Raw genomic sequence first — 26199 nt, 5'->3', positions numbered from 1 at the left:
GCCTGCTCCTGGGGAGGGGTGACGGCATCACGATATCCCCGCCCTCCTGGCCGGCGCCTCGGGGGGCAGGCCAGGGGGTGCGGCAGGATGTGAGGTGTGCGGATATCCATCCTCGGGCCGCTGGAGGTCGAGGGCGACGGCGGCCCGATCGCGGTCGGCGGCCTGCGGCTGCGCGCGTTGCTGGCCGTGCTCGCGCTGGAGGCGGGCCGGACCGTCACGGCCGAGCGGCTGATCGACGCCCTGTGGCCGGACGAGCCGCCCGCCAACGCGGCCAACGCCCTGCAGACGCTGGTCAGGCGGCTTCGGGCGGCGCTGCGGCCGTACGAGGTGGTGGAGAGTCGGCCCGGCGGCTACGCGCTGGCCGTGGACCCCGCGGACGTGGACGCCCTGCGGTTCAGACGGGTGGCCGGCGGCGGGGAGGGGCTGGAGCTCTGGCGCGGGCCCGCGCTGGCCGACCTGACCGCGGTGCCGTTCCTGGCGAACGCGGCCACCGCCCTGGAGCAGGAGCGGCTGGCCGCCGTGGAGGCGCGCGCCGGGTCCCTGCTGGCGGCCGGGGCGCCGGTCGACCTGACGGCCGAGGTGGCCGCGCATCCGCTGCGCGAGCGGCTGGCCGCGCTGGCGATGCGGGCGCTGGCCGCCGAGGGGCGGCAGGCGGAGGCGCTGGAGCTGTACGAGCGCACCCGGCGCACGCTCGCCGAGGAGCTCGGCGTCGATCCCGGCCCCGAGCTGCGCGCCGCCCACCTGTCCGTGCTGGCGGGAGAGGTGCGGCCCCGTGCTCAGGCCGCGCCCGTCCAGGCCAGGCGGCGGGGCAACGTCCGCGCGCCGAGGACCAGCTTCATCGGGCGGGAGGCCGAGCTCGACCAGCTCGCCGCCCTGCTCGGCCGGGCCAGGATCGTCACGCTGGTCGGCCCCGGCGGCGCGGGCAAGACGCGGCTGGCCACCGAGGCGGCGCTGCGCTCCGCCGGCACCGGCTGGATGGTCGAGCTGGCCCCGGTCAGCGACCCGGCGGACGTCCCCGGCGCCGTGCGCCAGGCGCTCGGCCTGCGTGACGAACGTCCCGGGGCCCTCCTGCCGGCCGAGGAGGGCGACCCCGTGGCGCAGGTGGCCGACGCCCTGGCGGGCCGGCCCGCGCTGCTCGTGCTCGACAACTGCGAGCACCTCGTCGACGCCGCCGCAGGGCTGGCCGAGCGGCTGCTCACCGACTGCCCGGACCTGCGGGTGCTGGCCACCAGCAGGGAGCCGCTCAACCTGCCCGGCGAGCACCTCGCGCCCGTCCCGCCGCTGGAGCCGCCGCCTGTCGGGGCGGGGCCCGGGCAGGCGCGGGCGTACCCGTCGGTCCGGCTGCTGCTCGACCGGGCCGCCGCCGCCCGGCCGGGCTTCGCCATCGACGAGGCGAACGCGGCCGCTGTCGTGGCGCTCTGCCGCAGGCTGGACGGCATGCCGCTGGCCATCGAGCTGGCCGCGGCCCGGCTGCGCACGATGACGCCGCGCCAGCTCGCCGACCGCATCGACGACCGGTTCAAGCTGCTCACCGGCGGCAGCCGGACGGCGCTGCCGCGCCAGCAGACGCTTCGAGCGGTCGTGGAGTGGAGCTGGGAGCTGCTCGGCGACGAGGAGCGGGTGCTGGCCAGGAGGCTCGGCGTGTTCGCGGGCGGCGCGACGCTGGAGGCGGTGGAGTCCGTCTGCGGTGGGGCGGCCGACGTGCTGGGCGCGCTGGCCGACAAGTCGCTCGTCCAGGTCTCGTCGCAGGGCCGCTACTCGATGCTGGAGACCATCCGCGCCTACGCGCTGGAACGGCTGGCCGAGGCGGGGGAGGCGGGCGAATACCGGCGGCGGCACGCGGCGTACCTGATGGACCTGGCGGAGCGCGCGGTGCCGCACCTGCGCACCGGCGCGCAGACGGCCTGGCTGGAGCGCCTGTCGCACGAGCGGGACGACTTCGCCGCCGCGCTGCGGTGGGCGATCGACGAGCGGGACCTGACCATCGCGCTCCGGCTGTGCGGGGCGCTGAACTGGTACTGGTGGATGCGTGGCTACCGGCAGGAGAGCGCGGTCTGGGCCGAGCAGGTGATGGACCTCGCGGGGGACGAGCCGCCACCGGGGCTGGGCGGGGCGTACATGTCCTGCCTGTTCGCGCAGGGCGTGCACCTGTTCGGCACGCTCATCCACGACCGGCCCGCCATGGTGGCGATGTCACACCGGCTGGACCGGCTGGTCGGCATCGCGGAGCGCGAGGGGCCGCTGCACCCGCTGATCAGGATCAGCAAGGCCGTCATGGCCGCCGCCGCGGGGCGCGACGAGTACGCGGCCGAGCTGCTCGAAACCTACGCGCGCAGTGACGATCTCTGGCTGGCCAGCTCCGCCCTCATGATCGGCGGTCCCGCGCGCAGCGAGGAAGGGCTGGAGCGGGCGGTGGCCGGGTTCAGGCAGCTGGGGGACAGGTGGGGGCTGAGCGAGGCGCTGCTCGGTCTGGCCGAGCTGCGGGCCGCGAGGGGGGCACCGACCGGCGACCTGATCGCCGAGACGTGGTCGCTCACCCGCGACTGGGTCAACGCCGACGAGGCGATCTCCACGCTGATCAGGCTTTCGCACCTGCGCGCGCGGGCCGGCGACCTGGACGGCGCGAGCGAGGATCTGGCCAGGGCCAGGGCGAGCGTGGACGACGAGACCGCGGCGCACACGCGGCTGATGCTCGGCATGGCCGAGGCCACGCACACCTGCCGGCGCGGCGACCTGGAGCGGGGGCTGGAGATCTTCCGCGGGCTGTTCGACGTGCTGGCGCAGTTCTCGCCGGTGCCCCAGCTCGTCGCCACGGTCAGGACGGGCTACGGCCGGGCGCTGGCACTCTCCGGCGATCCGGACGCCGCGACCGAGCAGCACCGCCTGGCGCTCGAGGCGCTCGGTGACACCAGCCCGGACCGGCCGGTGTCGTCGCTGGTGCTGGCCGGGTTCGCGCTGGCGGCGCAGGCCGCGGGAGACCAGGAGCGGGCCGCCGTGCTGTTCGGCGCGTCGTCGGCGATCGAGCCGCACGACACCTCGGCCGACACCCTGGAGGGCATGGAGACGGCCAGGGCCGCGCTCGGCGACGAGCACTACGCCGAGTGCTTCGCCAAGGGCGCGGCCCTGTCGCGGCAGGAGGTCTACGGGATGGTCGGCAGCACGACGTAGGAGGGGGCGTGCAGCGTGGTGGTGCCCTTGTCCAGGTTCCGGCCGAACCGGGGGAAGTTCGAGCCCGCCACGTCGAGCCTGATCCGGTGACCGGGCAGGAAGGCGTTGGAGGTCGTGCCGAGCCGTACCGTGACCTCGCGCACCTCGCCGGGTTCCAGGCCGTCCACCCGGGCGATGCCGTCGATGAGCAGCTCGGCCCGCCCGTCGGGGTGCACGTCGATCAGCTTGGCCGTGACGTCGGCGCTCGCGGCGGTCGAGGAGACCCGGGCGACCAGCTCCACCTCGCCGGTCACCTCCACCCGCGCGGGGAGCGGCTCGCTCAGGTGGCGCAGCACGTCGTCGCGCCCGTCGAGCGGCCGCTGGTCGAGCGGCCCGAACCCCTCGAAGGTCATGACCGCGCCGCCGAGCGTCGGCACCGGGTCGCCGGGGTCGGCGACGAACTCCGCCGAGCCGCCCGTCACGGGCTCCGGGCTCAGCACCCCGTCGAAGCCCAGGTGGTACGGCACGCGCCTGGCCCGCGCGAGCGGCCAGTCCGCCTCGTCCCGCCAGGCGTCGTCGCCCATCACGAAGATCTTCACCTTGGTCCGGTCGCGCGCCGGCTCGCCGCGCAGCCAGTGGCCGAACCAGTCGAGGTGCACCCCGGTCCAGTCCACGGCGTCCTGGCTCGCGTGGTCGCCGTAGTCGCGCCCGAAGATGCCCCGGTCGTGGGTGAAGTGCGTCCACGGGCCGACGATCAGCCGGGACTCGCCGCGCAACCGCTCGTAGTGCCCGATGGAGGCGCCGAGGAAGTAGTCGTGCCAGCCGGTGCTGACCAGCGCGGGCACCTCGATCGCGGCGTGGTCCACGATCCCGTCGCGCCAGATCGGGGCGAGCGGGTCGGGGTGGTCCAGCCACGCGCCGTAGAACGGCACGAGGTCGGCCAGCAGCGGCTGGTCGCTGAGCGGCAGCCGCTCCGACAGCTCCTGGATGCGCTCGCCGAACTGTTCGGGCAGCCCGATGGCGGCCAGGTACCTGTCCTTGTCCTCCTGCGTGGCCGTGCCGAGGGAGATCCGGCGGTCCAGCTCGCCCGTGGCCAGCACCATCGCGCTGATGGTGAGGATGACGTTGAGGTTGGGGATCCCGCCCGGCTGGTAGACGCATTCGTACAGGCCGCCGGGGGAGACGTGCGGCGCGATGGCCCTGAGGCCGGCGGGCCGCTCCTGGGCCGCGAGGAGCTGGGTGATGGCCAGGTACGAGTCGCCATACATCCCGACATTTCCGTCGGACCAGGGCGCGGTGGCCGCCCAGCGGACCGCGTCGTACCCGTCGGCCGCCTCGCCGCTGATGAAGCGGAGCGCGCCCTGCGAGGCGCCCGTGCCGCGCACGTCCTGGGCGGCGACCGCGTACCCGGCGGCCACGAGGCGCGGCACGTCGAGGTGGAACCCGGGGCCCTCCAGCCCCCGGCCGTACGGGGTGCGCGACAGCAGCACGGGGAACCTTCCGGACTCCGCCGGCCGCCAGAGCGTCGACACCAGCTCGACGCCGTCGCGGGTGGTCATGGTCTCAGTGGTCTCGATCATCGGACTCTCCTGTTGTAAGCACGAAGGGCAAGAGGAGCGAAAAGGGCGAACAGTGCGGCGGTCCAGCCGAGCGTGATCCACACGTCGGAGACGCGCAGGCCGCCGCCCAGCAGCCCGCGCAGGGAGCCGGCCAGGTGGGAGACGGGGTTGACGCCCATCCACCACGTCAGCCAGCCGGGCATGTCGGTGGCGGGCACGAAGGCGCTGCTGCCGAACGTGAGCGGCAGCAGGACGGCCGTCGCCAGCCCCTGCATCGACGTGACGGACTTGGCCACCAGCCCCAGCCAGGCCGAGCCCCAGCTCAGCGCCATGGAGAGGAACAGCACCAGGCCGATCCCGGCCAGCGCGGCGAACGGGCTCGTCGTGACGCGGAAGCCGACGGCGTACCCCACGAGCAGGGACATCGCGACCGTGATCACCAGCGTGAGCAGGTCCGCCATGACGCGTCCCGCCAGCGGCGCCGACCTGGCGATCGGCATGGTCCTGAACCGGTCGAACACGCCGTTGCCGATGTCGGTGGCGAGGTTCATGCCGGTGGTGATCGTCGACATGAGCGCCACCTGGACGAGCACGCCGGGCAGCATGTACGCCACCGCGCCCGATCGGTCGCCGCCGGAGCCGCCGAACAGGTACACGAAGATGACGATCATGAAGACCGGCTGGAGCAGCATGCCCGCGAACTGCCCGGGGCTGTTCCTGAGCGGGATCAGGCTGCGCCAGGCCAGCGTCAGGCTCTGGGACAGTGCGGTGGTCATCGGTCACCTCCGGTCAGGGCGAGGAAGACGTCGTCGAGCGAGGGCAGGCGCAGGGCGTGCTCGGCGAGCACGACACCCGCGTCGTCGAGCCTCCTCAGCAGGGCCGGCGGCTCGGACAGGTCGTGGACGGGGACGCTCACGCGGCCTTCCACGGCCGTGGCGCCGAGGACGGCCTCGGTCTTCTCCAGGTCGGTGGCGAGCAGGGGCCTGACGTCGAGGCGGTGGCCGCCCGCCAGCGCCTTGAGCTCGTCCGGCGTCCCGGCGGCGGCCACCCGGCCACGGTCGATGACCAGCAGGTCGTCGGCCAGCTGGTCGGCCTCCTCCAGGTACTGGGTGGTCAGCAGCACGGTCACGCCGTCGGCGGTCAGCTCCCTGACCACGTCCCACAGGTCGCCCCTGGCATGGGGGTCGAGCCCCGTGGTCGGCTCGTCGAGGAACAGGATCCGGGGCCGGCTCACCAGGCTGACCGCCAGGTCCAGGCGGCGTCGCATGCCGCCCGAGTACCCGCTCGCGGCCCGGCCCGCCGCCTCCTCCAGGCCGAAGCGGGCCAGCAGCTCGGCGGCCCTGGCCCGGGCCGCCGCCCTGGACAGGCCGAGCAGGCGGCCCATCAGCAGCAGGTTCTGGGTGCCGGTCAGCTTCTCGTCGACGGAGGCGTACTGGCCGGTCAGCCCGATCAGCTCGCGCACCTTCCCGGCCTGGCGGGTCACGTCGTGGCCGCCGACCAGGGCGCGGCCCGCGTCGGGCGCGGTCAGCGTGGCGAGGACGCGGACCGCCGTGGTCTTGCCCGCGCCGTTCGGGCCGAGCACGCCGAGGACGGTGCCGGTCCTGGCCCTCAGGTCGACGCCGTCGAGAGCGGGCCGGCTCGCCGAGGCGTCGCCGTACCTCTTGACGAGCCCTTCGGCTTCGATCGCGTAGGTCATGCCTCGACGGTGCCGGGGGCCGCTGGCATCCACCTGGCAGCGACCTGTCAGCGGGATGGCACACCAGGTGTGGTTTGGGTCTTGTAAGCATCCCGTGTCAAGGCTACGATCACGGCACATCCTTTAGGAAAGTTTCCTAAAAGTTCATTGCGCTCACCCAGCGGCCCGCGCTCGCCCGCGGGCCACCCCCGTACGGCTTGCGCTCTCACCCCCCGGCGCAAGCCGTACGGCCCGCCGCCCCCCGAAGGAAGAACCGTGAGACCTCGCGCGATCCTCCTGGCCCTCACCACCCTCGCACTCAGCCTGTACGCCCTGCCCGCCCAGGCCGCCTCCGCCACGGCGACCTTCGTCAAGGTCTCCGACTGGGGATCGGGATTCGAGGGCAAGGTCACCGTCACCAACGCCACCACCACCCCCATGACCGGCTGGAACGTGCAGTTCGACCTCCCCGCCGGCTACAGCATCCCCTCCGCCTGGGACGCGGTCATGTCCCGCAGCGGGCAGCACTACACGTTCACCAACCCGAGCTGGGCCTCCCCGCTCGCGCCCGGCGCCGGCGCGAGCTTCGGCTTCAACGGCAGCCCCGGCAACTTCCCCGGCATCGCCGGCTGCACCGTGAACGGCGCCCCGTGCGGCGGCTCGTCGGAAGGCGCTCCGGGCACCCCGGGCGCCGTCTCGGTCACCGCCACCGACACCGCCGTCATGCTCACGTGGGGAGCCTCCTCCGGCACCGTGACCGGCTACCGCGTCTACGAGGGCACGGCTGTCAAGGCCACGGTCACGGCCACCACGGCCACGATCGGCGGGCTCGCCGCCTGCTCGACGCACGCGTACACGGTCAAGGCGTACAACGCGGCGGGCGAGTCGGCCGGCCGTGACGCCACCGCCACCACGGCCGGCTGCACCGGCGGCGACGGGAACCTGCCCAGGCACTTCCTCACGGGCTACTGGCACAACTTCGCCAACCCCGCCGTCGAGCTCAAGCTGTCGGCCGTGCCCGACGAGTACGACCTGGTCGCGATCGCGTTCGGCGAGGCCACCGCCACCCCGGGCGAGGTCGCCTTCACGCTCGACCCCGGCCTCGCCGCGGCGGTCGGCGGGTACACCGACGCCCAGTTCCGGGCCGACGTGCAGGCCCTGCACCAGCGGGGCAAGAAGGTGATCCTCTCCGTCGGCGGCGAGGCGGGACGGGTGCAGGTCGCGAGCTCCACCGCCGCCACCCGCTTCGCCGACTCGGTGTACGCCCTGATGAGCTCCTACGGCTTCGACGGCGTGGACATCGACCTGGAGAACGGCCTCAACGCCACCTACATGGCCCAGGCGCTCAGGTCGCTGCGCGCCAAGGCCGGTTCCGGGCTGATCATCACGATGGCCCCGCAGACCATCGACATGCAGTCGACCGGGATGGAGTACTTCAAGCTCGCCCTGTCCATCAAGGACATCCTCACCGTCGTCCACACGCAGTACTACAACTCCGGCTCCATGCTCGGCTGCGACCAGGCCCAGGCGTACGGCCAGGGCTCGGTGAACTTCATGACCGCGCTGGCCTGCATCCAGCTCGAGAACGGCCTGCGCCCCGACCAGGTGGCGCTGGGCCTGCCAGCCGGGCCGGGCGCCGCGGGCGGCGGCGTCGTGTCGCCCTCCCTCGTCAACCAGGCGCTCGACTGCCTGGCCAAGCGCACCGGTTGCGGGACCTTCGTGCCGCCGCGCGCCTACCCGGACATCAGGGGCGCGATGACGTGGTCCATCAACTGGGACGCGAGCAACAACTGGTCCTTCTCCAAGACCGTCAAGCCCCACCTCCAGGGAATGCCATGAGATTGCGCAGCAAAGTCCTCGCATTAGTCGCCGGGCTGGCCCTCGCCCTGACCGGCGCCGGACTCACCGCCGCGGCGCCCGCCGCGAGCGCCGCCGTCCAGCAACTGGCCGCCGCCTGGGCGCCGTGGACCTCGTACGCCACCGGCGCGGTCGTCACCTACAACGGCGTCGACTACGTGTGCCTCCAGGGCCACACGTCCCAGCCCGGCTGGGAGCCGCCGAACGTGCCCGCGCTCTGGAAGCCCACGGACGGAGGCGGCGGCAACCCGGGCGCGCCGGGGCAGCCGGGGGCGGTCAGCACGTCGGTGACGGGCTCCAGCATCTCGCTGAGCTGGGGCGCCTCGTCCGGCACCGTCAGCGGTTACCGCGTGTACGAGGGCTCGACCCAGCGGGCGCAGGTCAGCGGCACCAGCGCGACCATCTCCGGGCTCGGCTCGTGCTCGACGCACACGTACACGGTCAAGGCGTACAACTCGGCGGGCGAGTCGGCCGGCCGTGACGCCACCGCCACCACGACGGGCTGCACCGGCGGCGGCGGGGGCAAGATGGCCGGCGCCCCCTACCTCTACATGGGCTGGGGCAACCCGCCCAACCCGGGCACCGTCATGGACGCGACCGGCGTCAAGTCGTTCACGATGGCGTTCATCCTGTCCAGCGGCGGCTGCACCCCCGCGTGGGACGGCAACCGGCCGCTGACCGGCGGCGCCGACCAGCAGGCGATCAACACGATCAAGTCCAAGGGCGGCAGCGTCCAGATCTCGTTCGGCGGCTGGCAGGGCAACAAGCTCGGCCCCAACTGCTCGACGCCGCAGGCGTTCGCGGGCGCGGTGCAGCAGGTCATCAACGCCGTCGGCCCGGCCGTCGTGGACTTCGACATCGAGAACTACGACGAGTTCGAGAACTACACCGTCCAGGACCGCATCCTGAACGGCCTCAAGATCGTCAAGCAGAACAACCCGAACGTCAAGGTCGTCGTCACCTTCGGCACCACGAGGACCGGCCCCAACGCGCACGGCGTGCGGCTCATCAACCAGTCGAAGGCGCTCGGCGTGCCGATCGACAACTACACGATCATGCCGTTCGACTTCGGCGGCTCGAACATGTACCAGGACACGGTCAACGCCTCCGAGGGCCTGAAGAACGCGCTGAAGAGCGCCTTCGGGTGGAGCGACGCCCAGGCGTACGCCCACATGGGCATCTCCGGCATGAACGGCCTGTCCGACCAGCAGGAGCTGACGTCCCCGTCCACCTGGACGCAGATCCGCGACTGGGCCAGGTCGCACGGCCTGACCAGGCTCGCCTACTGGGCCGTCAACCGCGACCGCCCGTGCCCCGGCGGCGGCGTGGTCTCCAACTGCAGCGGCATCTCCCAGTCCGACTGGGAGTTCACCAGGATCACCGCCGGATTCTGACTCCCCGATCCCGCTGACGCGGCCCCCGGCCGGGCCGCGTCAGCGGACCAGCTGGGTCGGCTTGAGCGAGACGCCGAGGCCGGGCGGCCGGTACGTCGGCAGCGCCTCGCCGTACTCGTACATCCACGGATGGTCCACCAGCAACCGCATCCGGCCCCCGCCGGGACCTCCACCGGTCCCGCCGGGGGCCGCGCACGTGGCGCCCCCCAGCAGCTTCGCCACCGCGTCCGCCACCAGCCCGGCGTCGGGCGGCGACAGGTCGCAGTGGTCGTCGGGACCGACGAGCAGGTCCACGTCGGGCGGCAGCGGGTAGATCGGCCGCGGCAGGGCCAGCACCCGCGGCGGCGGCGCCATCGGCCAGCCGTCGCCCACCGCCTCCAGCAGCACCGAGCGCGACGTCCGTCGCGCGAACAGCCCGTCGGCCAGCGCCCAGCTCAGCGCCCCCACGTCCGACAGGTCCTCGCCGCAGGCGTGCAGGCACAGGTACGGCACCAGCGGGATCCCCGCCCCGCCCGCCTGCGCCCACCCGGTGCCGCACCCCGTGAGCACCAGCAGCGCCAGCATCGCCCGGTAGGCGGTGTCGGCGTGCGGCGTGTCGAGCCGCCCCGGCACGATCAGGCACCGCCCGCCCGTCTTCTCCGCCGTCACGCCCAGCTCCCGCGCCACCTTCAGCGTCCGCGACGCGGCCACCCCCGTGCACGCCTCCTGCCAGCCCGGCGTGTACGGCTCCACCTGGTCGGCGTACCCGGACGGCCACACGCCGGGCAGGCCGGGGCGCGACACGCCGTAGACGGCCAGCAGCAGGTCGAACACGGTCGTCACCAGCTCGCCGCCCTCCCGCAGCACCGGCACGCCGCGCCGCAGCACGCCGGGCCCGTCGTCGAAGCGCGGCAGCAGCACCTCCACCGCCTCGCCGCCGTACACGCTCAGCCGGTCGCACACGCCCCCCGCCGGCCCGCCCGGCACGTAGCCGTCCTGCCGCTCCCGCAGCCGCACCAGCGACGGCAGGTCGGTGCGCTCCATGGCGTGCCCCGCGAACGGCGTCCGGTCCAGGAAGAACTCCTTGAGCAGCACGTGCCCCATGGCCATCGCGAGCGCCCCGTCCGTGCCGGGGCGCACGACCAGCGTCTCGTCCGACAGCCGGGTCGGGTGCGGGCCGATCGCGACCACCTTCTGCCCCTTGTACCGCCCGGCGATCACCCAGGGCGTGTCAGGCGTGCGTACCAGCCGGTTGTTCTCACCCCACAGCAGCACGTACGCCGCGCGCGCCCAGTCGTCGGCGCCGGGCCCCTTGAACCCCGGCCCCAGCACCTGCTCGGGCGCGCACGGATGCTCGGTCAGCACGGCGCCGCCCAGCTCGCCGACCAGCCGCGCCAGCGGCGAGGTGGCCAGCGCCGCGACCCGCTCGGGCCCGTGCTCGGCCGCGGTGTGCACCATGGCCGCGGCCACCAGCTCGGCGGTCACCGCGTCGTCCAGCGGCACCCGCCGCCCGCCCCTGGCGGCCCGGTATTGCTGTGAATTCGCTGTGAGTTTCGCCCAGGTGGCGACCGGGTCGGATGTCCCCTCCCGCACCTCGTAATAGAGCCTGACCAGTGCCTGGTTGACCTGCGATCCCCCCATGGAAAAAGTTCAACACAGACAGTGATGCTCTATCGCCATACGTGTCGGCATGTCGGGGATAAGAATTGGAAGCCCTGGTGGCGACACTCACGACGGTAAGGCAGGCTAGGGGCCGCCATGGATTACGCAGTTCTCACGGGGATAGTCCTCGTCGCCGGAGTCGCGCTCGCTCTCGTCGCCCAATGGCGTGATTGGCGGCCGCCGCTCATCGTCGCCGTGCTCGTAGGCATAGCCGTGCGCGTGCTGATCATGTACACGTCGGCGATCTCGGTCAACCAGCCGGTCGACTTCGTGGAGAGCTTCAAGCCCGCCGGCGAGGCCATCCTGCGCGGCGAGGACCCGGTGCTGGCCAGCGAGGGCGGCTGGCACTTCCTGCCGACCATCCCCTACGTCTACGGCATCCTGCTGTGGCTCGGCATCCCGTGGGAGTTCGCCGGGCGCCTGGTCACCGTGGTCGCCGACATCGTGCTCATCCCGCTGGTGGCGAAGCTGGCCGGCGGCCCCAAGGCGTCGCTGCGGGCGCTGCAGTACGCGCTCAACCCGCTCGCCCTGCTGGTCGCCTCCCTGCACGGCCAGGTCGAGCCGGTCGCGCTCGTGTTCGGCGTGGCCGCGTTCGTGGTCGCCCGCGGCGCGGGCCCGCTGGAGCGCCCCGGCATCGCGACGGACGTGGTCGCCAAGGTCCGCGCCGGCGTGGCCGCGTACGGCGTGCGCGCCTCCATCCCGCGCATGGTCGGCCGGGGCGGCATGCTGCACCGCGCCCTGCTCCCGGGCCCCGACGACCGGGCCGACCTGCGGCGCGGCCTGCTGGCCGGGGTCCTGATGGGCCTCGCGCTGTGCGCGAAGAGCTGGCCGATCTGGCTGGTGCCCGGCATGCTGCTGCTCCTGCCCAACCTGCGCTCCCGGGTCGTCGGCCTGTTCGCCACGGGGTTCGTGCCGCTGTTCTTCCTGGCCACGCTGCCGATCTTCGCGGGCACGAGGCTCGACCAGATCCCGGCGGTCATCCACACGATCCAGGACATCCGGCCGATCATCGGCGAGTACGGGTGGACCCCGTGGTTCACCGGCGGCGACTGGGCGCTGGACGCCAACCTGGCATCGATCGGCACCAAGGCCATCTACCTCTGCGTCCTCGCGGCCATCCTCTACTGGCGCCGGGCCGACCCGGTCGACATGACCACGGCGATCCTGCTGGCCTTCATGGTGGTGACGCCCCGGCTGGGCGCCCAGTACCTGCTGTGGTTCATGCCGTTCCTGGTCGCGAGGCCCACCAGGTTCGCCTGGCCGGCCATCCTGGGCGCCTCGCTCTGGTCCGGATACGGCTATCTCTTCATGACGCAGTTCGACGCCAACACCTGGTGGGCGATGCACGCCGACTGGTCGCGGGCGTCGATCGTGCTGCTGCCGATCTTCGTGCTGGCCATGCCCTGGGGCCGCCGCGACGCCACGGCGGTCCCAGGGACGGCCCGCATCACCGGCCCGGCGGGCCGGGCCAGGGTCGAGTCATCGGCATAGGCGCCCCCACAGGGTGATCCACTGGTCGGGGTGGACGTGGCCCACGACGGTGTCCCGGGCGACGCCCGCGGCCTCCAGCGCGGCGTCCACCCCCTGGTAGCGCCTCCTCAGCGAGGCGCGCACCGAGCCGCCCACGCCGCCGAAGCCCAGCTCGACCAGCTCCCGGTAGGAGCGCCGGCCGTGCACGAGCGGCTCGGGCCGGCGCCGGATGCGCAGGATCGCCGAGTCGACGGACGGGACCGGGCGGAAGCTCTCCCTGCCGATCGTGTCGCCGAGCCGCCAGTCGAACCACGGCCACGACTCCACCGTGACCAGGCTCCAGCGGCCGTAGTCGCCCGACCGCTTGCGGGCGTACTCCCGCTGGGTGAGCAGCGTGGCCGAGGTCAGGGCCGACGCCCGCAGGCACCAGTCCACGATCCTCGACGTGATCGAGTACGGGATGTTGCCCACGACCGCGAACGGCTCGCGCGGCTCCCGCGCCCTCGTGAAGTCGCCCCTGACCAGCTCGATCCCGGGATGGCCGCGGGTGCGTGCCGCCAGCCGCGCGGCGAGCCTCGGATCGACCTCGTACGCGACGACCCGCGCGCCCGCCTCGGCCAGCGCGAAGGTCAGCACCCCCTCGCCGGCGCCCGGCTCCAGCACGAGCCCTTCGGGAGCGGCGGCCTTCACCATCAGATCGACGGCATGCCGGTCGGCCAGGAAGTTCTGCGAGAGCGTGCGCCTCGCCCGGTCCGCGGGCGTGCGACCGCCGCGGTTCCTGGCCTTGCGTTGCGTGTGTGAATAGTTTCCGTGCGCGTAGTTCTGCGCCACAGCACTTGCCCTTCCGGGTCCTCGAGATTGACGGGTCTCGAAGGGCCCTGGGCACGCGTGCGGACGCTCAGCTCAGTCCAGATGCGCTCAGATCAAGATGCGCTGCTCAGGTGATCGCGTCCGCTAGCGGGCCAGAGCCCGGCCGCAGCGGATGCGAATGAACACGGGGCAGGCGAACATGCATGTCATGGCGGCCACTGTAGGCAGCCGCCCTGACACCCGGCAAAACATTTAAATGGGATGCGAGGTCCGTCCGGCTTTCGCCACCCTGGAACGTGTGCAGGCGACGATCACCGTGACCCCGGCGCAGCTCCCCGAGGTGTTGCTGCACGTCGCCGTGGTCAGGCCGGTGTTCCTGTGGGGCGCGCCCGGCATCGGCAAGAGCTCGCTCGTGCGCGAGTTCGCCGCCTCGCTGGGGCTGGAGTGCGTGACGCTGCTCGGCACCCAGCTCGCCCCCGAGGACCTGATCGGCGTGCCCGAGCTGGTCGGCGGGCGCAGCCGGTTCGCGCCGCCCGAGTCGATCGCGCGGGACGAGCCGTACTGCCTGTTCCTCGACGAGCTCAACGCCTCCGCTCCCGAGGTGCAGAAGGCGTTCTACTCGCTGATCCTCGACCGCAGGATCGGCACGTACGAGCTGCCCGCCGGCTCTGTCGTGATCGGCGCGGGCAACCGCGCCACCGACAACGCGCTCGCCAGGCCCATGGCCTCCGCGCTGATCAACCGGCTGGTCCACCTGCACCTGCGGGCCTCGGCCGACGACTGGCTGAAGTGGGCGGCCGCCAACGGCATCCACCCGTGGATCGTCGACTACCTCGTGCAGCGGCCCGACCACCTGTGGAGCCCGCCGCCGAAGACCGAGGAGCCGTTCTCCTCGCCGCGCGCCTGGCACATGCTCTCCGACGTGCTCACCTCCTACGGCGACGACGTGCCCGACGAGACGATCGCCATGCTCGCGTTCGGCACGCTCACCGGCACGCACGCCTCGGCCTTCCGCGCGTACGTCAAGACCGTGCGGCACGCCTACGACCTCGACGCCGTGCTGAAGGGCGCGGCCCCCTGGCCCCGCCGCCCGGAGGAGCGCGACCTGCTCTACTTCCTGGCCGAGGCGTTCCGCGCCCGCCTGATCAAGGAGCTGCCCGCCGACAAGCGCGGCGCCTCCTCCCGGGGCCGCGACCTGGGCTTCCGCGCCAAGACGCTGCTGGTCGAGCTGGCCGAGATCTCCCTGGAGTGCGCCCAGCTCGTCATCGCCAACGACGCGGACGGCGCGCCCGCGCTGCCCACCTGGTTCCTGGTGGAGGTCGGCCGCGACGTGCCCCGGCTGATGGCGGCCCGCTCGTGAGCCGCCCGCGGCTGATGGAGGCCGCCGTGAGCCGCCCGCGGCTGATGGAGGCCCGGCCGTGAGCCGCCGCAAGCCCAAGGTCGATCCGTGGCGGGCGGAGGTGCAGAAGGGCTGGAACGCCGTGTCCCGCCAGCCGATGTTCCGGGCGTTCGGCGGCTGGCTGCGCGAGGCCGACGGCGGCGAGCTGGGCAACGACACCTGGGCGATCGTCACCGCCGACGGCGACGTGCGCTTCCACACCAAGCGGCACGCCCCGGCCGAGGAGTGGACGTGGGTCTTCGCCCACCTGCTGCTCCACCTGGGCTTCGGCCACGCCGACCCGCGCGCCTGCGCGCCGAAGGACGTCGACGGCGAGCACCCCGACCCGGCCTACCACGCCGCCTGCTGCCTGGTGGTGGAGCGGTTCCTGCGCACGCTCAAGATCGGGCGCTGCCCGTGGCCGCTGCCCGACGCGCTGCCGGAGAACGACGAGGTGACGCTGTCCGAGCAGTGGCGCAGGCTCGGCGTCCCGGCCGCGTACAGGCCGCTCGCCGGGCCCGACTTCCGCATCGGTTCGGCGAAGCTGGCCGAGGACATGGACTTCCAGCGGTCGTTCGCGGTCGGCGTCGCCGATGCCGCCACGCACGCGCTCGACCGGGCCGGCGAGCCACGCACCCCGGTCGAGGGGCACGTCAAGGGCCCGTGGGACACCGCGCTGCGCTGGTTCATGTCGTCGTACCCGCTGCTCGGCGCGCTCGCCGCGGGCATGACGATCGTCTCCGACGTGGAGCTGACCAGGGACTGGGCCATCTCGATCGCCGCGGTCAGCGCCGAGGCGGGGGAGATCTACGTCAACCCGCTGGCCCAGCTGTCGGAGGAGGAGTGGCGTTTCGTGCTGGCGCACGAGATGCTGCACGCCGCGCTGCGCCACGGGGAGCGGTGCGGCATGCGGGAGCCGTACCTGTGGAACGTCGCGTGCGACTACGTGATCAACGGGTGGCTGGTCGAGATGGGCGTCGGCGAGATGCCGGAGGGGCTGCTGTTCGACCAGTCCTTGACCGGCATGTCCGCCGAGGGCGTCTACGACCGCGTCGCGACCGACCTGCGCCGCCTGCGCAAGCTCGCCACCCTGCGCGGGCGCGGGCTCGGCGACGTGCTCGACCGGCCGCCGCGCCGCGCCGGCGGCCACGTCGACCTCGATGAGTACTACCGCAACGCGCTCTGCACCGGCCTCGCCTACCACCAGAGCAGCGGGCGCGGCCTGCTTCCCGCCGGGCTCGAACAGGAGATCCGCGCGCTCGACCAGCCGCCGCTCCCGTGGGACGCCCGGCTCGCCCGCTGGTTCGACGAGCACTTCCAGCCGGAGGAGAAGCGGCGCTCCTACGCCAGGGCGTCGCGCAGGCAGGCGTCCAGCCCGGACATCCCGCGGCCAGGGCGCGTGCGGCCGGAGGAGATCGTACGCAGGGCGACGTTCGGGGTGGTGCTGGACACCTCGGGCTCCATGGACGTGACGCTGCTCGGCAAGGCCCTCGGCGCGATCGCCTCCTACGCCACCGCCCGCGACGTGCCCCGCGCCCGCGTGGTCTTCTGCGACGCCGCCGCCTACGACGCCGGATACCTGCCGGTCGAGGACATCGCGGGCAAGGTCAGGGTGCGCGGCCGGGGCGGCACCGAGCTCCAGCCGGGCATCAGGCTGCTCGAACAGGCCGGGGACTTCCCGCCGGACGGGCCCATCCTCGTGATCACCGACGGGGAGTGTGACGTGCTGCGCATCCGCAGGGAGCACGCGTTCCTGGTGCCGCAGGGCGCGTCCCTGCCGTTCCGGCCGCGCGGTCCGGTGTTCTTCGTGAAGTGAGCCGCTTTGAGCCCGCTTTGATGTGGCTCGGGTAGACCTTTAGCCATGGACCGACCGGCCAGGGTGCTCGTCGTGGACGACGAGCCGAACATCCGCGCCCTGCTCTCGCAGACCCTGCGACTGGTGTCGTTCGAGGTGCGGACCGCGGAGACGGGAGCGGAGGCGCTGGCCGCGGCGGACGAGTTCCGGCCCGACCTCGTGGTGCTCGACGTGATGCTGGAGGACTTCGACGGGTTCGAGGTCGCCAGGCGGCTGGGCGAGCGCGTCCCGGTGCTCTTCCTGACCGCCCGCGACCAGGTCGAGGACCGCGTGCGCGGGCTCACGCTGGGCGCCGACGACTACGTGGCCAAGCCGTTCAGCCTGGAGGAGGTCGTGCTGCGCATCCGCGCCGTCCTGCGCCGCAGCCGCTCGGCGCCCAGGGACGAGGTGCTGCGCTACGCCGACCTGGAGCTGGACCCCCACGCCCACGAGGTGCGCAGGGCCGGCGTGCCCGTCGACCTGTCGCCCACCGAGTTCAACCTCCTCGAATACCTCCTCACCAACGCCGGCCGGGTGGTGAGCAAGGCCCAGATCCTCGACAGCGTGTGGCGCTACGACTTCGACGGCGACTCCAGCATCGTCGAGTCGTACGTCTACTACCTGCGCAAGAAGATCGACAAATGGCAGCCGCAGCTCATCCACACCGTGCGCGGCGTCGGCTACACGCTGCGGGAACCGCGATGAGGCCGGCCGGCTGGACCCTGCGGACCCGCCTGGTCATGGCCGTGCTCGCCCTCGCCACGATGGGGCTGGTGCTCTCCAACGTGGTCGGCGTCGCGCTGCTGCGCGACAACCTGCTCGGCCGCGTGGACCAGCAGCTCGAACAGCTGTCCAAGATCGCGGCGCTCAAGGGCACCCAGGCGGTCCCGCTCCGCAAGCCGGTCGTGGCCAACGACCTGGTCAGTGCTCTCACCAAGCGGCTGTCCGCCGTCCAGCAGGTCATGATCTACAAACCCGACGGCACGCTGCAGTTCAGGTCCGCCGACGACCGCTCCCAGCCCGGCCCGGCGATCGACGAGGTCAGGGTCGGCGAGACCTACACCGTGCCCGGCACCAACGGGGCCTCGTGGCGGGTCCGGGCCGTGCGGCTGTCCGACGGCAGCACCTGGGTCCTCGCCCAGTCGCTGGCCGAGCTGGAGCAGACCCAGACCTCGGCCATCGCCATCGCCGTCGCGGTGAGCGCGTTCGCGCTGCTCCTGCTCGGCCTGGCCGCCGACGCCGTCGTACGGCTCGGCCTGCGCCCCCTGACCAGGATGGAGGCCACGGCCGGCCACATCGCGCGCGGCGACTTCGCCCGCCGGGTGCCCGCCCACCAGCCGCACACCGAGCCGGGCCGCCTGGCCGCCGCCATGAACGTCATGCTCGACCGCCTCCAGTCCGAGATCGCCGCCAGGACCGACTCCGAGGCCCGCATGCGCCGCTTCCTCGCCGACGCCTCCCACGAGCTGCGCACCCCGCTCACCTCCGTACGCGGCTTCGCCGAGCTGCACCGCAGGGGCGGCGGCGACGCCGACGAGGCGATGCGGCGCATCGAGGACGAGGCCGCGCGGATGAGCGTGCTGGTCAACGACCTGCTCACGCTTGCCCAGCTCGACGAGGAGCGCCCGCTCGACCGACACCCCGTGGACCTGCTGGAGGTGGCCGCCGACACGATCCGCGACGCCCGCGCCCGCGTGCCCCACCGGCACGTCAGGCTGGCCGGGCTGGACGGCCGGCTCGCGCCCGTCTCGATCGTGGGCGACGAAGCCCGCCTGCGCCAGGTGGCCGCCAACCTCGTCGGCAACGCCCTCTGCCACACGCCCCCCGAGGCCGAGATCACCGTACGGGTCGGCAGGAACGGCGGCACGGCCGTAGTGGAGGTGTCCGACACCGGGCCCGGGGTGCCGCCCGAGCACGTGCCGCACCTGTTCGACCGCCTCTACCGCGTCAGCCAGGGCCGCTCCAGGGCCGGCGGCGGCGCCGGGCTCGGCCTGGCCATCGTCTCGGCCATCGTCCACGCCCACGGCGGGCGCGTCGAGGTGGACACCGCGCCCGGCCGGGGCGCGACCTTCCGCGTACTCCTACCTGACTCCGAGGCGGCTCCCAGCCCGCGTTGAGGGGCGCCCGGCACATTCGGGGCCATGAGGAGAACACTGACGAGAACACTCATCGCGGCGGCCCTGCTCGCCGTCGCCGCCGGCTGCGGCGGCACGCAGGACGGCACCGGGGTCGCCTCCGTGGCCGCGGGCTCCTCGGCGAAGCCCTCCGCGAGCGCGGCCGCGACCGCCGATCCGCAGGAGCAGGGCCGGAAGTTCGCGCAGTGCATGCGCGACCACGGCGTCCCCATGGAGGACCCCGACCCGGCGAAGAAGGGCGGCGGCCTCGCCACGCTCGGCGAGGGCGTCGACAAGGCCAAGGTCAAGGACGCCATCACCGCCTGCAGGGCCTACTCGCCCTTCGCCGACGGCAAGAACGTCAAGCCGGAGGACGTCGAGCAGTTGCGCGCGTTCGCGGCGTGCATGCGCGACAACGGTGTCGACATGCCCGACCCCAACCCGGACGGCACCTTCGCCAGCGGCACCGCGCGCAACTTCCAGCGCGACAGCGCCAAGTTCCAGAAGGCGTTCGAGGTCTGCGGCAAGAAGTTCCCCAGGTCAGGAGGGACCAAGTGACGCCGGAGCCGCCGCGCGCCCTGACACGGGCCGGGAGGGCCGAAGTGACGCGGGAGCCGTCGCGCGCCCTGCCGCCGCGCCCGCGCCGCGCGGTGCGGACCCTCGCGTGGGCGGGCGGCGCCGCCCTGCTCGCCGCCGCCGTCGCGGCCGCCGCCCTCGGCCTCGGCGGCGGGGGCGCCGACCCGGCCCTCGCGACCCGTACGCCGCCCGCCACCGCCACGGTGACCCGTACGACGCTCACCGACACCGAGACCGTCGACGGCACCCTCGGCTACGGCGACACGCTGACCATCACGGGCAAGTCCCACGGCACGATCACCTGGCTGCCTGACGAGGGCTCCACCATCACGAGGGGGCACGGCGTCTACAGCGCCGACGCCGACCGCCGCCCCCTCCTGTACGGCACCATGCCCCTCTACCGCACCCTGGAGGACGGCGCCGAGGGCGAGGACGTCCGGCTGCTCGAACGCAACCTCAAGGCGCTCGGCTACACCGGCTTCGACGTGGACCGCACCTTCACCTGGGCCACCAGGGAGGCGGTCGAGGACTGGCAGGACGACCTCGGGCTCGACGTCACCGGCCGGGTCCGGCCCGGCGACGTCGTGATCGCCGACGGCCCCCTCCGGGTCGCCCGGCTGAAGAAGACGCTCGGCGACAGCGCCACCGGGCCCGTGCTCACCGCCACCGGCACCACCCGCGAGGTGCTCGTCGACCTCGACGTCGCCCAGGAGCACCTGGTCAGGAAGGGCATGAAGGCCACCGTCGAGCTGCCCGACGGCACCACGGTGAACGGCAAGGTCACCAGCGTGGGCAAGGTCGCCACCGAGACCGGCAACGGCGCGGACGCCGCCACCACGGTCCAGGTCAAGGTGTCGGTGAGCGGGCTGAGGAAGTCCTACGACGCCGCCCCCGTGGACGTCACGATCGTGTCCGAGCGGCGCGAGAACGTCCTGGCCGTGCCGGTGGGCGCGCTGCTCGCGCTGTCCGAGGGCGGCTACGGCGTGCAGGTCGTCGAGGGCTCGGCCACCCGCTACGTCGCCGTCGAGACCGGCATGTTCGCCGACGGCCGGGTCGAGGTCACCGGCGTGCGCGAGGGCATGACCGTGGCGGTGCCCAAGTGATCGCCGAACTCCACGACGTCAGCAAGCACTACGGCGACGTGGCCGCGCTCCACGGCGTCTCCATGGGCATCGAGGAGGGGGAGCTCGTCGGCATCGTCGGGCCGTCCGGCTCCGGCAAGTCGACCATGCTGAACATGCTCGGCACCCTCGACCGCCCCTCCGGCGGCCTCGTCCGCATCGCGGGACACGACGTGGGAGCCCTGTCCGACCGGCGGCTGTCGGCGTTGCGCGCCACCGTGATCGGCTTCGTCTTCCAGCAGTTCCACCTGTCCGCCGGGGTGCCCGTGCTGGACAACGTGGCCGACGGCCTGCTGTACGCGGGGCCGCCGCTGCGGGAACGGCGGCTGCGCGCGTACGACGCCCTCGAACGCGTCGGGCTCGGACACCGGCTCCGCCACCGCCCGCACGAGCTGTCCGGCGGGGAGCGGCAGCGCGTGGCCATCGCCCGCGCCGTCGTCGGCGACCCGCGCCTGCTGCTCGCCGACGAGCCGACCGGCAACCTCGACTCGCGCTCGGGAGCCGGCGTGATGGAGCTGCTGCGCGAGCTGAACGCGGGCGGCACCACCGTGGTCATCATCACCCACGACCGCGACATCGCCGCCTCGCTGCCCCGGCAGGTGGAGATGCTCGACGGCCGCGTCGTGAACGGAGCCCTCCTATGAACCGGAGCCTTCTCGTGAAGGGGATTCGCCCATGACCGCCCTGGTGGCGGCCCGGATGCGGCCGCGTGACGTGATCAGGGTCGGCGGGGCGGGCCTGCGCGCCAGGCCGCTGCGGGTGTTCCTGTCGGCGCTCGGCATCGCCATCGGCATCGCCGCCATGCTCGGCGTCGTCGGCATCTCCGCCTCCAGCCAGGAGAACCTCAACCGGCAGCTCGAAGCCCTCGGCACGAACCTGCTCACCGTCTCGCCCGGCCAGACCCTGTTCGGCGAGGCGTCGCACCTGCCCGGGGAGGCCGAAGGCATGATCGGCCAGATCGCCCCCGTCACCGCGGTCACCGCCACCGGCACCACCCCGGCCAAGGTCTACCGCAACGACCACATCCCGGAGGCCCAGAGCGGCAGCATCTCCGTCACCGCCGCCCGCCTCGACCTGCTCAGGGACGTCGGCGCCACGATCGTCAGCGGCACCTGGCTGAACGAGGCCACCCAGCGCTACCCGGCCACCGTGCTCGGCGCGCGGGCGGCCGACCGCCTCGGCGTCGTCCACGCCGGCCCCGACCAGCGCGTGTGGCTGGGCGGGCGGTGGTTCACCGTCGTGGGCGTGCTCGCGCCCGCGCCGCTCGCCCCCGAGCTGGACACCGCCGCCCTGGTCGGCTGGCCCGTCGCGGAGGAGCGGCTCGGCTTCGACGGCTACGCGACCACGATCTACACCAGGGCGCGGGAGGAGTCCGTCGTCGCCGTACGCGGCGTGCTCGCCGCCACCGCCAACCCGGAGAAGCCCAACGAGGTCGAGGTCTCCCGGCCCTCCGACGTGCTCGCCGCCAAACAGGCCACCGACGCCACGCTGAACGCGCTCCTCCTCGGCCTCGGCGGCGTCGCGCTGCTGGTCGGCGGCGTCGGGGTGGCCAACACGATGGTCATCTCGGTGCTGGAGCGGCGCGCGGAGATCGGCCTGCGCCGCTCGCTCGGCGCCACGCGCGGCCAGATCCGCCTGCAGTTCCTCGCCGAGTCGCTGCTGCTGTCGGCCATCGGCGGCGTGGGCGGCGTGCTGCTCGGCATCGGCGTCACCTCCGCCTACGCCGGGCTGCGTGACTGGCCCGCCATCGTCCCGCTCTGGGCCATGGCCGGGGGAGTGCTGGCCACGCTCGTCATCGGCGGGATCGCGGGCTTCTACCCGGCCGTACGCGCCGCCCGCATGTCACCGACGGAGGCGCTCGCCACACCGTGACGATGTCCGATTCGGACAAGAGATCTGTCAGTGGCGACCGGTAGCTTCGCCTCCATGGACGTGTTGGACACAGCGGAGAGATACCTGCAGCTCCACGGGCGCCTGATCGACAGGTTGCGCTTCGAGGCGCTGTTCAGAGGCGGGCCCCGCGAGCGGGTGCTCGACGTGCTGCGCTCCTACCAGAACCCCGACGGCGGCTTCGGCAACGCACTCGAGCCCGACCTGCGCGGCGCGGGCAGCCAGCCGGAGCCGGTCGAGGTGGCGTTCTGGATCCTCGACGAGCTGGACGCGTTCGACTCGCCCATGGTGCCCGCCGCCTGCGACTACCTGGCCGGGGTGAGCGCACCCGACGGGGGCGTCCCGTTCGTCCTGCCGTCCGTACGCGACACGCCGCACGCGCCGTGGTGGGAGACCCCCGACGAGCCGCCGGGGAGCTTGGTGCCGACCGCGTCGATCGCGGGCCTGCTGCACAAGCACGGCATCACGCATCCCTGGCTGGCCACCGCCACCGACTTCTGCTGGTCACGCATCGCCGCCATCACCGAGACCACGCCGTACGAGGCCCGCGCGGTGGTGACGTTCCTGGAGCTCGTGTCTGACCGGCCCCGGGCGGAGGCCGAGTTCGCGCGGCTGCGCGAGGCCATCCTCGCGACCGTCTCGCTCGACCCGGACACGTCCGGTGACGCGCACTTCCCGCTCGACTTCGCCCCCGAACCGGCGCGGTTGCCGCTGTTCACCCAGGACGTCCTCGACGCCCACCTCGACGCCCTGCTCGCGGCGCAGTCCGCCGACGGGGGATGGAACGGGAACTGGCTGATGTGGACGCCGCTGGTGGCACACGAATGGGGCGGATACGTCACCGTGCTCCGGCTCCAGACCCTCCGCGCGTACGGCCGGCTGCCCCAGCCCTGACCCCGGTTGCGACTTCGGGGTTCTGTCGGTGAGGTGGCGTACGTTGGAGGCATGTACGTCGAACGGCCCCCGGGCGCCGACCTGGCCGACCTGGTCGCGTGCGTGTGGTGGCAGGTCAGCGAGGCGGGCGCCACCCAGCTCGTGGTGCCCGACGCCTGCGTCGACCTGATCTGGGGGCCGGAGGGGCTGTTCGTGGCCGGGCCCGACACGGGTCCGATGCCGGCTCGCATGGCGCCCGGCGACACGTTCACCGGGATCCGCTTCCGGCCCGGGGCGGTGGGCGACTTCTTCGGCGTCCCGCTCCAGGAGCTCCGCGACCGCCGCGTCCCGCTGTCCGACCTGCCTTTTGCGCGCGGCGACGCGTTGCTCGCCCGGCGGCCGGCCAGGGGCGGTGAGGCGTCTCACCAATGGGTTTCCTCCGGTGCTCTTGCGTCCTCGCGCCCTGAGGCCGGAGCCCCGCCCTTCCCGCACACCTCGGCCGGTCACCTGCTCAGCACGGGCGACGAGACACGGCTCGCCTCCGGTGGCGAGCCGCCGAACCGGCTCGCCACCGACGAGGAGGAGCTGTATCGGCTGGTGTCCGGCGATGAGGAGCCGTACCCGCTCATCTCCGGAGACGAGGCGTCATTTCAGATCAGCCCCGGCGGAGAGCTGCCGTTCGATCGGGCTCTACGTCTTCGGCGGCGGCTCCGGGTGATGCGCGCCGCCGTCAGGAAGCGCCTCGCTCAGGGCGTGCGGGTCGATCCCGCGACCTCGGCCATCGCCCGGGAGCTCCGGCACGGCCGCACGGTCGGGGAAGTGGCGTGGGACCTGGGCTTCAGCGAGCGCCAGCTGCATCGCCGCAGCGTGAGCTCGTTCGGCTACGCCCCCAAGACCCTCCAGCGCATCGTCCGCTTCCAGCACGCGCTGCGCCTGGCCCGCGCGGGCGTGCCGCTGGCCGAGGTGGCGGTCACGTCCGGCTACGCGGACCAGGCGCACCTGTCACACGACGTCAAGCGGCTGAGCGGGGTGTCCATGCGCGACCTCGTCTCACTTGCCTCCGGGTAGTTTCCCCGACACCAGCGCCTGCGCCCACCCGGCGCGTGGGTCGCTGTCGATGAACAGCGCCTGCGCCAGCAGGCTGAGCGGAATGGCGAGAAGCGCGCCCAGCGGTCCGAGCACGAAAGTCCACACGATCACCGAAATGAACGTCACCGTCGTCGAGAGTCCCACGGCGTCGCCCAGGAATTTGGGCAGGACGAACGACTGGGTGACGACATTGGTGATGGTGTACGCCATGATGACGAGCAGCATTTTCTGCACGCCGCCGTCCAGCAGGGCCAGCATCGCGGGCGGCAGCAGTCCGATGACGAATCCGATGTTGGGAATGTAGTTGGCGATGAGCGCCAGCAGGCCCCACAGCAGCGGGAGCGGCACGTCCAGCAGCGACAGGGCGACCACGTCGAGCGCCGCGTAGATGATCCCGAAGACGGTCGACACAATGAGATAGCGCCGCGTTTTGTGCGCGAAAACGCCGAGAGCGGTCACCAGCCGTGGCTTGGTGCCCACACCGGAGTTGAGGATTTTCGCGGTGACCGGCGCGTCGAGACTCATCGTCAGCAACAACACGACGATGAGGAACATCGCCGACAGAACACCGATCGCGCTGCCGAGCAGACTCTGCGCCAGTTCGACGATCTTTCCGGGGTCGAAAGCCTGCAGCCCCTTATTGATCATTTCGTTGCTGAGGCCATGCGTGGTGGCCCAATGCTGGGCGTCGACGAGAAGCCGGTCGAACTGGGTGGCGTACGTGGGCAGCAATGCGGCGAGTTCGGCGGCCGCGATGGTCAGGACGCCGACCATGCCCAGGATCACGAGAACGACGATGAGGAACGGCACGGTGACCTGGAGCCAGGTGGGGAGGTTCCTGGCGGCGAGCCGCCCGCGTACCGGGGAGACGGCGATGACCAGCACCAGTGCGAGCACGATGGGGCCGGCGATCGACGCGACCTCGCGGATTCCGTAGAGGACGACCATGGCGGCCGCGATGCCGACCAGCATGATGAGCGCCCTGGGCACGGGTTGATCTCGCACGTCGGGTACGTACCCCTGCGGTGTGCGGGCACCATCGATTTGACGGTTCCCGGAGGCGTACATAGAGTTCACCAGTCCCACGGGGACGGCGCTTGATCGCCGGACCACTCGGGGGCGACCTCACGACACTTCCACCACGGTTGGTGTGCGCATGCACTCCGATGGGGCTGGTAAGTTAGAGGGGTTGTCCCGGAAGCGGGGCGTGGCTTAATTCCTGCAGGTCGAGGAAGCCCGGTCAATTTGACAGGGGCCGGGGCGGCTGAAAAGATTAAGGCACAACGGAAAAACGAAAACAGAAGCACGAGAACGTAGCACTTCTCCGTTTCTTGAGAACTCAACAGTGTGTTAAAAGCCAGTGCATGAGATACATGCATGGCCCCGTCATATTGATTGACGGTTAGCTCGGATTGATGTCCAAGCAAACGTAAGCATTGTTTGGAGAGTTTGATCCTGGCTCAGGACGAACGCTGGCGGCGTGCTTAACACATGCAAGTCGAGCGGAAAGGCCCTTCGGGGTACTCGAGCGGCGAACGGGTGAGTAACACGTGAGTAACCTGCCCCTGACTCTGGGATAAGCCCGGGAAACTGGGTCTAATACCGGATACGACCATTCCACGCATGTGGTGGTGGTGGAAAGTCTTTTCGGTTGGGGATGGGCTCGCGGCCTATCAGCTTGTTGGTGGGGTAGTGGCCTACCAAGGCGACGACGGGTAGCCGGCCTGAGAGGGCGACCGGCCACACTGGGACTGAGACACGGCCCAGACTC

General features: G+C 72.4%; 20 protein-coding genes and 1 rRNA gene. 15 read left to right on the top strand and 6 right to left on the bottom strand.

Features of this window, described 5'->3' with window-relative positions; all coding sequences use genetic code 11:
* Window positions 1–96 precede the first annotated feature (96 nt).
* Window positions 97–3168: a BTAD domain-containing putative transcriptional regulator gene (locus FH608_RS00105; protein ID WP_139627670.1), complete on the top strand. Its 3072-nt coding sequence runs from the start codon at window positions 97–99 to the stop codon at window positions 3166–3168.
* Here FH608_RS00105 and FH608_RS00100 read toward each other — a convergent pair.
* The 3 genes from FH608_RS00100 to FH608_RS00090 are packed head-to-tail and all read right to left on the bottom strand — an operon-like array spanning window position 3141 to window position 6402.
* Window positions 3141–4727, bottom strand: a complete 1587-nt coding sequence (locus FH608_RS00100) for a CocE/NonD family hydrolase (protein ID WP_139627669.1) — start codon at window positions 4725–4727, stop codon at window positions 3141–3143. The genes FH608_RS00105 and FH608_RS00100 overlap by 28 nt on opposite strands.
* Window positions 4724–5482: an ABC transporter permease gene (locus tag FH608_RS00095; protein WP_139627668.1), complete on the bottom strand. Its 759-nt coding sequence runs from the start codon at window positions 5480–5482 to the stop codon at window positions 4724–4726. Before FH608_RS00095 ends, FH608_RS00100 begins: the two co-directional genes overlap by 4 nt.
* A complete protein-coding gene (locus FH608_RS00090) occupies window positions 5479–6402 on the bottom strand; it encodes an ATP-binding cassette domain-containing protein (RefSeq protein WP_139627667.1) in 924 nt (307 codons plus the stop codon). The genes FH608_RS00095 and FH608_RS00090 overlap by 4 nt, the downstream gene beginning before the upstream one ends.
* Before the next feature lie 255 nt (window positions 6403–6657).
* Between FH608_RS00090 and FH608_RS00085 the strand changes: the two genes are divergently transcribed.
* Together FH608_RS00085 and FH608_RS00080 are read left to right on the top strand one after the other, a co-directional pair.
* Window positions 6658–8220 carry a chitinase gene (locus FH608_RS00085; protein ID WP_226898815.1) on the top strand — a complete coding sequence of 521 codons (1563 nt, stop codon included), beginning with the start codon at window positions 6658–6660 and terminating at the stop codon, window positions 8218–8220.
* The gene (locus tag FH608_RS00080; RefSeq protein WP_139627666.1) at window positions 8217–9632 is read left to right on the top strand and encodes a carbohydrate-binding protein; all 1416 of its coding nucleotides are present in this window, start codon (window positions 8217–8219) and stop codon (window positions 9630–9632) included. Before FH608_RS00085 ends, FH608_RS00080 begins: the two co-directional genes overlap by 4 nt.
* 39 nt (window positions 9633–9671) lie before the next feature.
* Here the strand turns inward: FH608_RS00080 and FH608_RS00075 are convergent, their stop codons facing one another.
* Window positions 9672–11252, bottom strand: coding sequence for a molybdopterin-dependent oxidoreductase (locus FH608_RS00075; protein ID WP_139627665.1), 1581 nt, complete (start codon window positions 11250–11252; stop codon window positions 9672–9674).
* A 117-nt stretch (window positions 11253–11369) separates the two neighbouring features.
* Here FH608_RS00075 and FH608_RS00070 point away from each other — a divergent pair, with 117 nt between their 5' ends.
* Window positions 11370–12764 (top strand): hypothetical protein, encoded by a 1395-nt coding sequence (locus FH608_RS00070; RefSeq protein ID WP_139627664.1) that lies wholly within the window; start codon window positions 11370–11372, stop codon window positions 12762–12764.
* Here FH608_RS00070 and erm read toward each other — a convergent pair.
* Window positions 12753–13463 (bottom strand): 23S ribosomal RNA methyltransferase Erm, encoded by a 711-nt coding sequence (erm, locus tag FH608_RS00065; RefSeq protein WP_394367650.1) that lies wholly within the window; start codon window positions 13461–13463, stop codon window positions 12753–12755. The two genes, FH608_RS00070 and erm, sit on opposite strands and share 12 nt — an antisense overlap.
* A gap of 388 nt (window positions 13464–13851) precedes the next feature.
* Between erm and FH608_RS00060 the strand changes: the two genes are divergently transcribed.
* From FH608_RS00060 to FH608_RS52355, 10 genes are read left to right on the top strand one after another with little or no spacing between them, the layout of a single operon-like run.
* Complete coding sequence (locus FH608_RS00060; protein WP_139627662.1) at window positions 13852–14913, top strand: AAA family ATPase; 1062 nt, start codon at window positions 13852–13854, stop codon at window positions 14911–14913.
* A gap of 58 nt (window positions 14914–14971) precedes the next feature.
* Window positions 14972–16747, top strand: a complete 1776-nt coding sequence (locus FH608_RS00055) for a vWA domain-containing protein (RefSeq protein WP_226898814.1) — start codon at window positions 14972–14974, stop codon at window positions 16745–16747.
* A gap of 45 nt (window positions 16748–16792) precedes the next feature.
* Window positions 16793–17470, top strand: coding sequence for a response regulator transcription factor (locus tag FH608_RS00050; RefSeq protein ID WP_139627661.1), 678 nt, complete (start codon window positions 16793–16795; stop codon window positions 17468–17470).
* A complete protein-coding gene (locus tag FH608_RS00045; RefSeq protein ID WP_226898813.1) occupies window positions 17467–18882 on the top strand; it encodes a sensor histidine kinase in 1416 nt (471 codons plus the stop codon). The genes FH608_RS00050 and FH608_RS00045 overlap by 4 nt, the downstream gene beginning before the upstream one ends.
* Window positions 18883–18906: 24 nt before the next feature.
* Entirely contained in the window at window positions 18907–19437 is a 531-nt protein-coding gene (locus tag FH608_RS00040) for a hypothetical protein (protein ID WP_139627660.1), read from the top strand.
* Window positions 19438–19481: 44 nt separating this feature from the next.
* Entirely contained in the window at window positions 19482–20558 is a 1077-nt protein-coding gene (locus FH608_RS00035; RefSeq protein WP_226898812.1) for a peptidoglycan-binding protein, read from the top strand.
* Complete coding sequence (locus FH608_RS00030; protein ID WP_226898981.1) at window positions 20558–21220, top strand: ABC transporter ATP-binding protein; 663 nt, start codon at window positions 20558–20560, stop codon at window positions 21218–21220. The genes FH608_RS00035 and FH608_RS00030 overlap by 1 nt, the downstream gene beginning before the upstream one ends.
* Window positions 21221–21251: 31 nt before the next feature.
* Entirely contained in the window at window positions 21252–22448 is a 1197-nt protein-coding gene (locus tag FH608_RS00025; protein WP_139627659.1) for an ABC transporter permease, read from the top strand.
* A gap of 54 nt (window positions 22449–22502) precedes the next feature.
* Window positions 22503–23360, top strand: coding sequence for a prenyltransferase/squalene oxidase repeat-containing protein (locus FH608_RS00020; RefSeq protein ID WP_139627658.1), 858 nt, complete (start codon window positions 22503–22505; stop codon window positions 23358–23360).
* 51 nt (window positions 23361–23411) lie between these two features.
* A complete protein-coding gene (locus tag FH608_RS52355; protein WP_226898811.1) occupies window positions 23412–24407 on the top strand; it encodes a helix-turn-helix transcriptional regulator in 996 nt (331 codons plus the stop codon).
* Here the strand turns inward: FH608_RS52355 and FH608_RS00010 are convergent.
* A complete protein-coding gene (locus FH608_RS00010) occupies window positions 24390–25400 on the bottom strand; it encodes an AI-2E family transporter (protein WP_139627657.1) in 1011 nt (336 codons plus the stop codon). The two genes, FH608_RS52355 and FH608_RS00010, sit on opposite strands and share 18 nt — an antisense overlap.
* Before the next feature lie 465 nt (window positions 25401–25865).
* On the opposite strand from FH608_RS00010, the gene FH608_RS00005 reads away from it, so the two are divergent.
* Window positions 25866–26199 (top strand): 16S ribosomal RNA (locus FH608_RS00005); the annotation flags it as partial.

Source organism: Nonomuraea phyllanthi (assembly GCF_006334985.2).
Taxonomy (GTDB): Bacteria; Actinomycetota; Actinomycetes; order Streptosporangiales; family Streptosporangiaceae; genus Nonomuraea; species Nonomuraea phyllanthi.
This window is presented reverse-complemented; position numbering and strand designations above follow the sequence as displayed.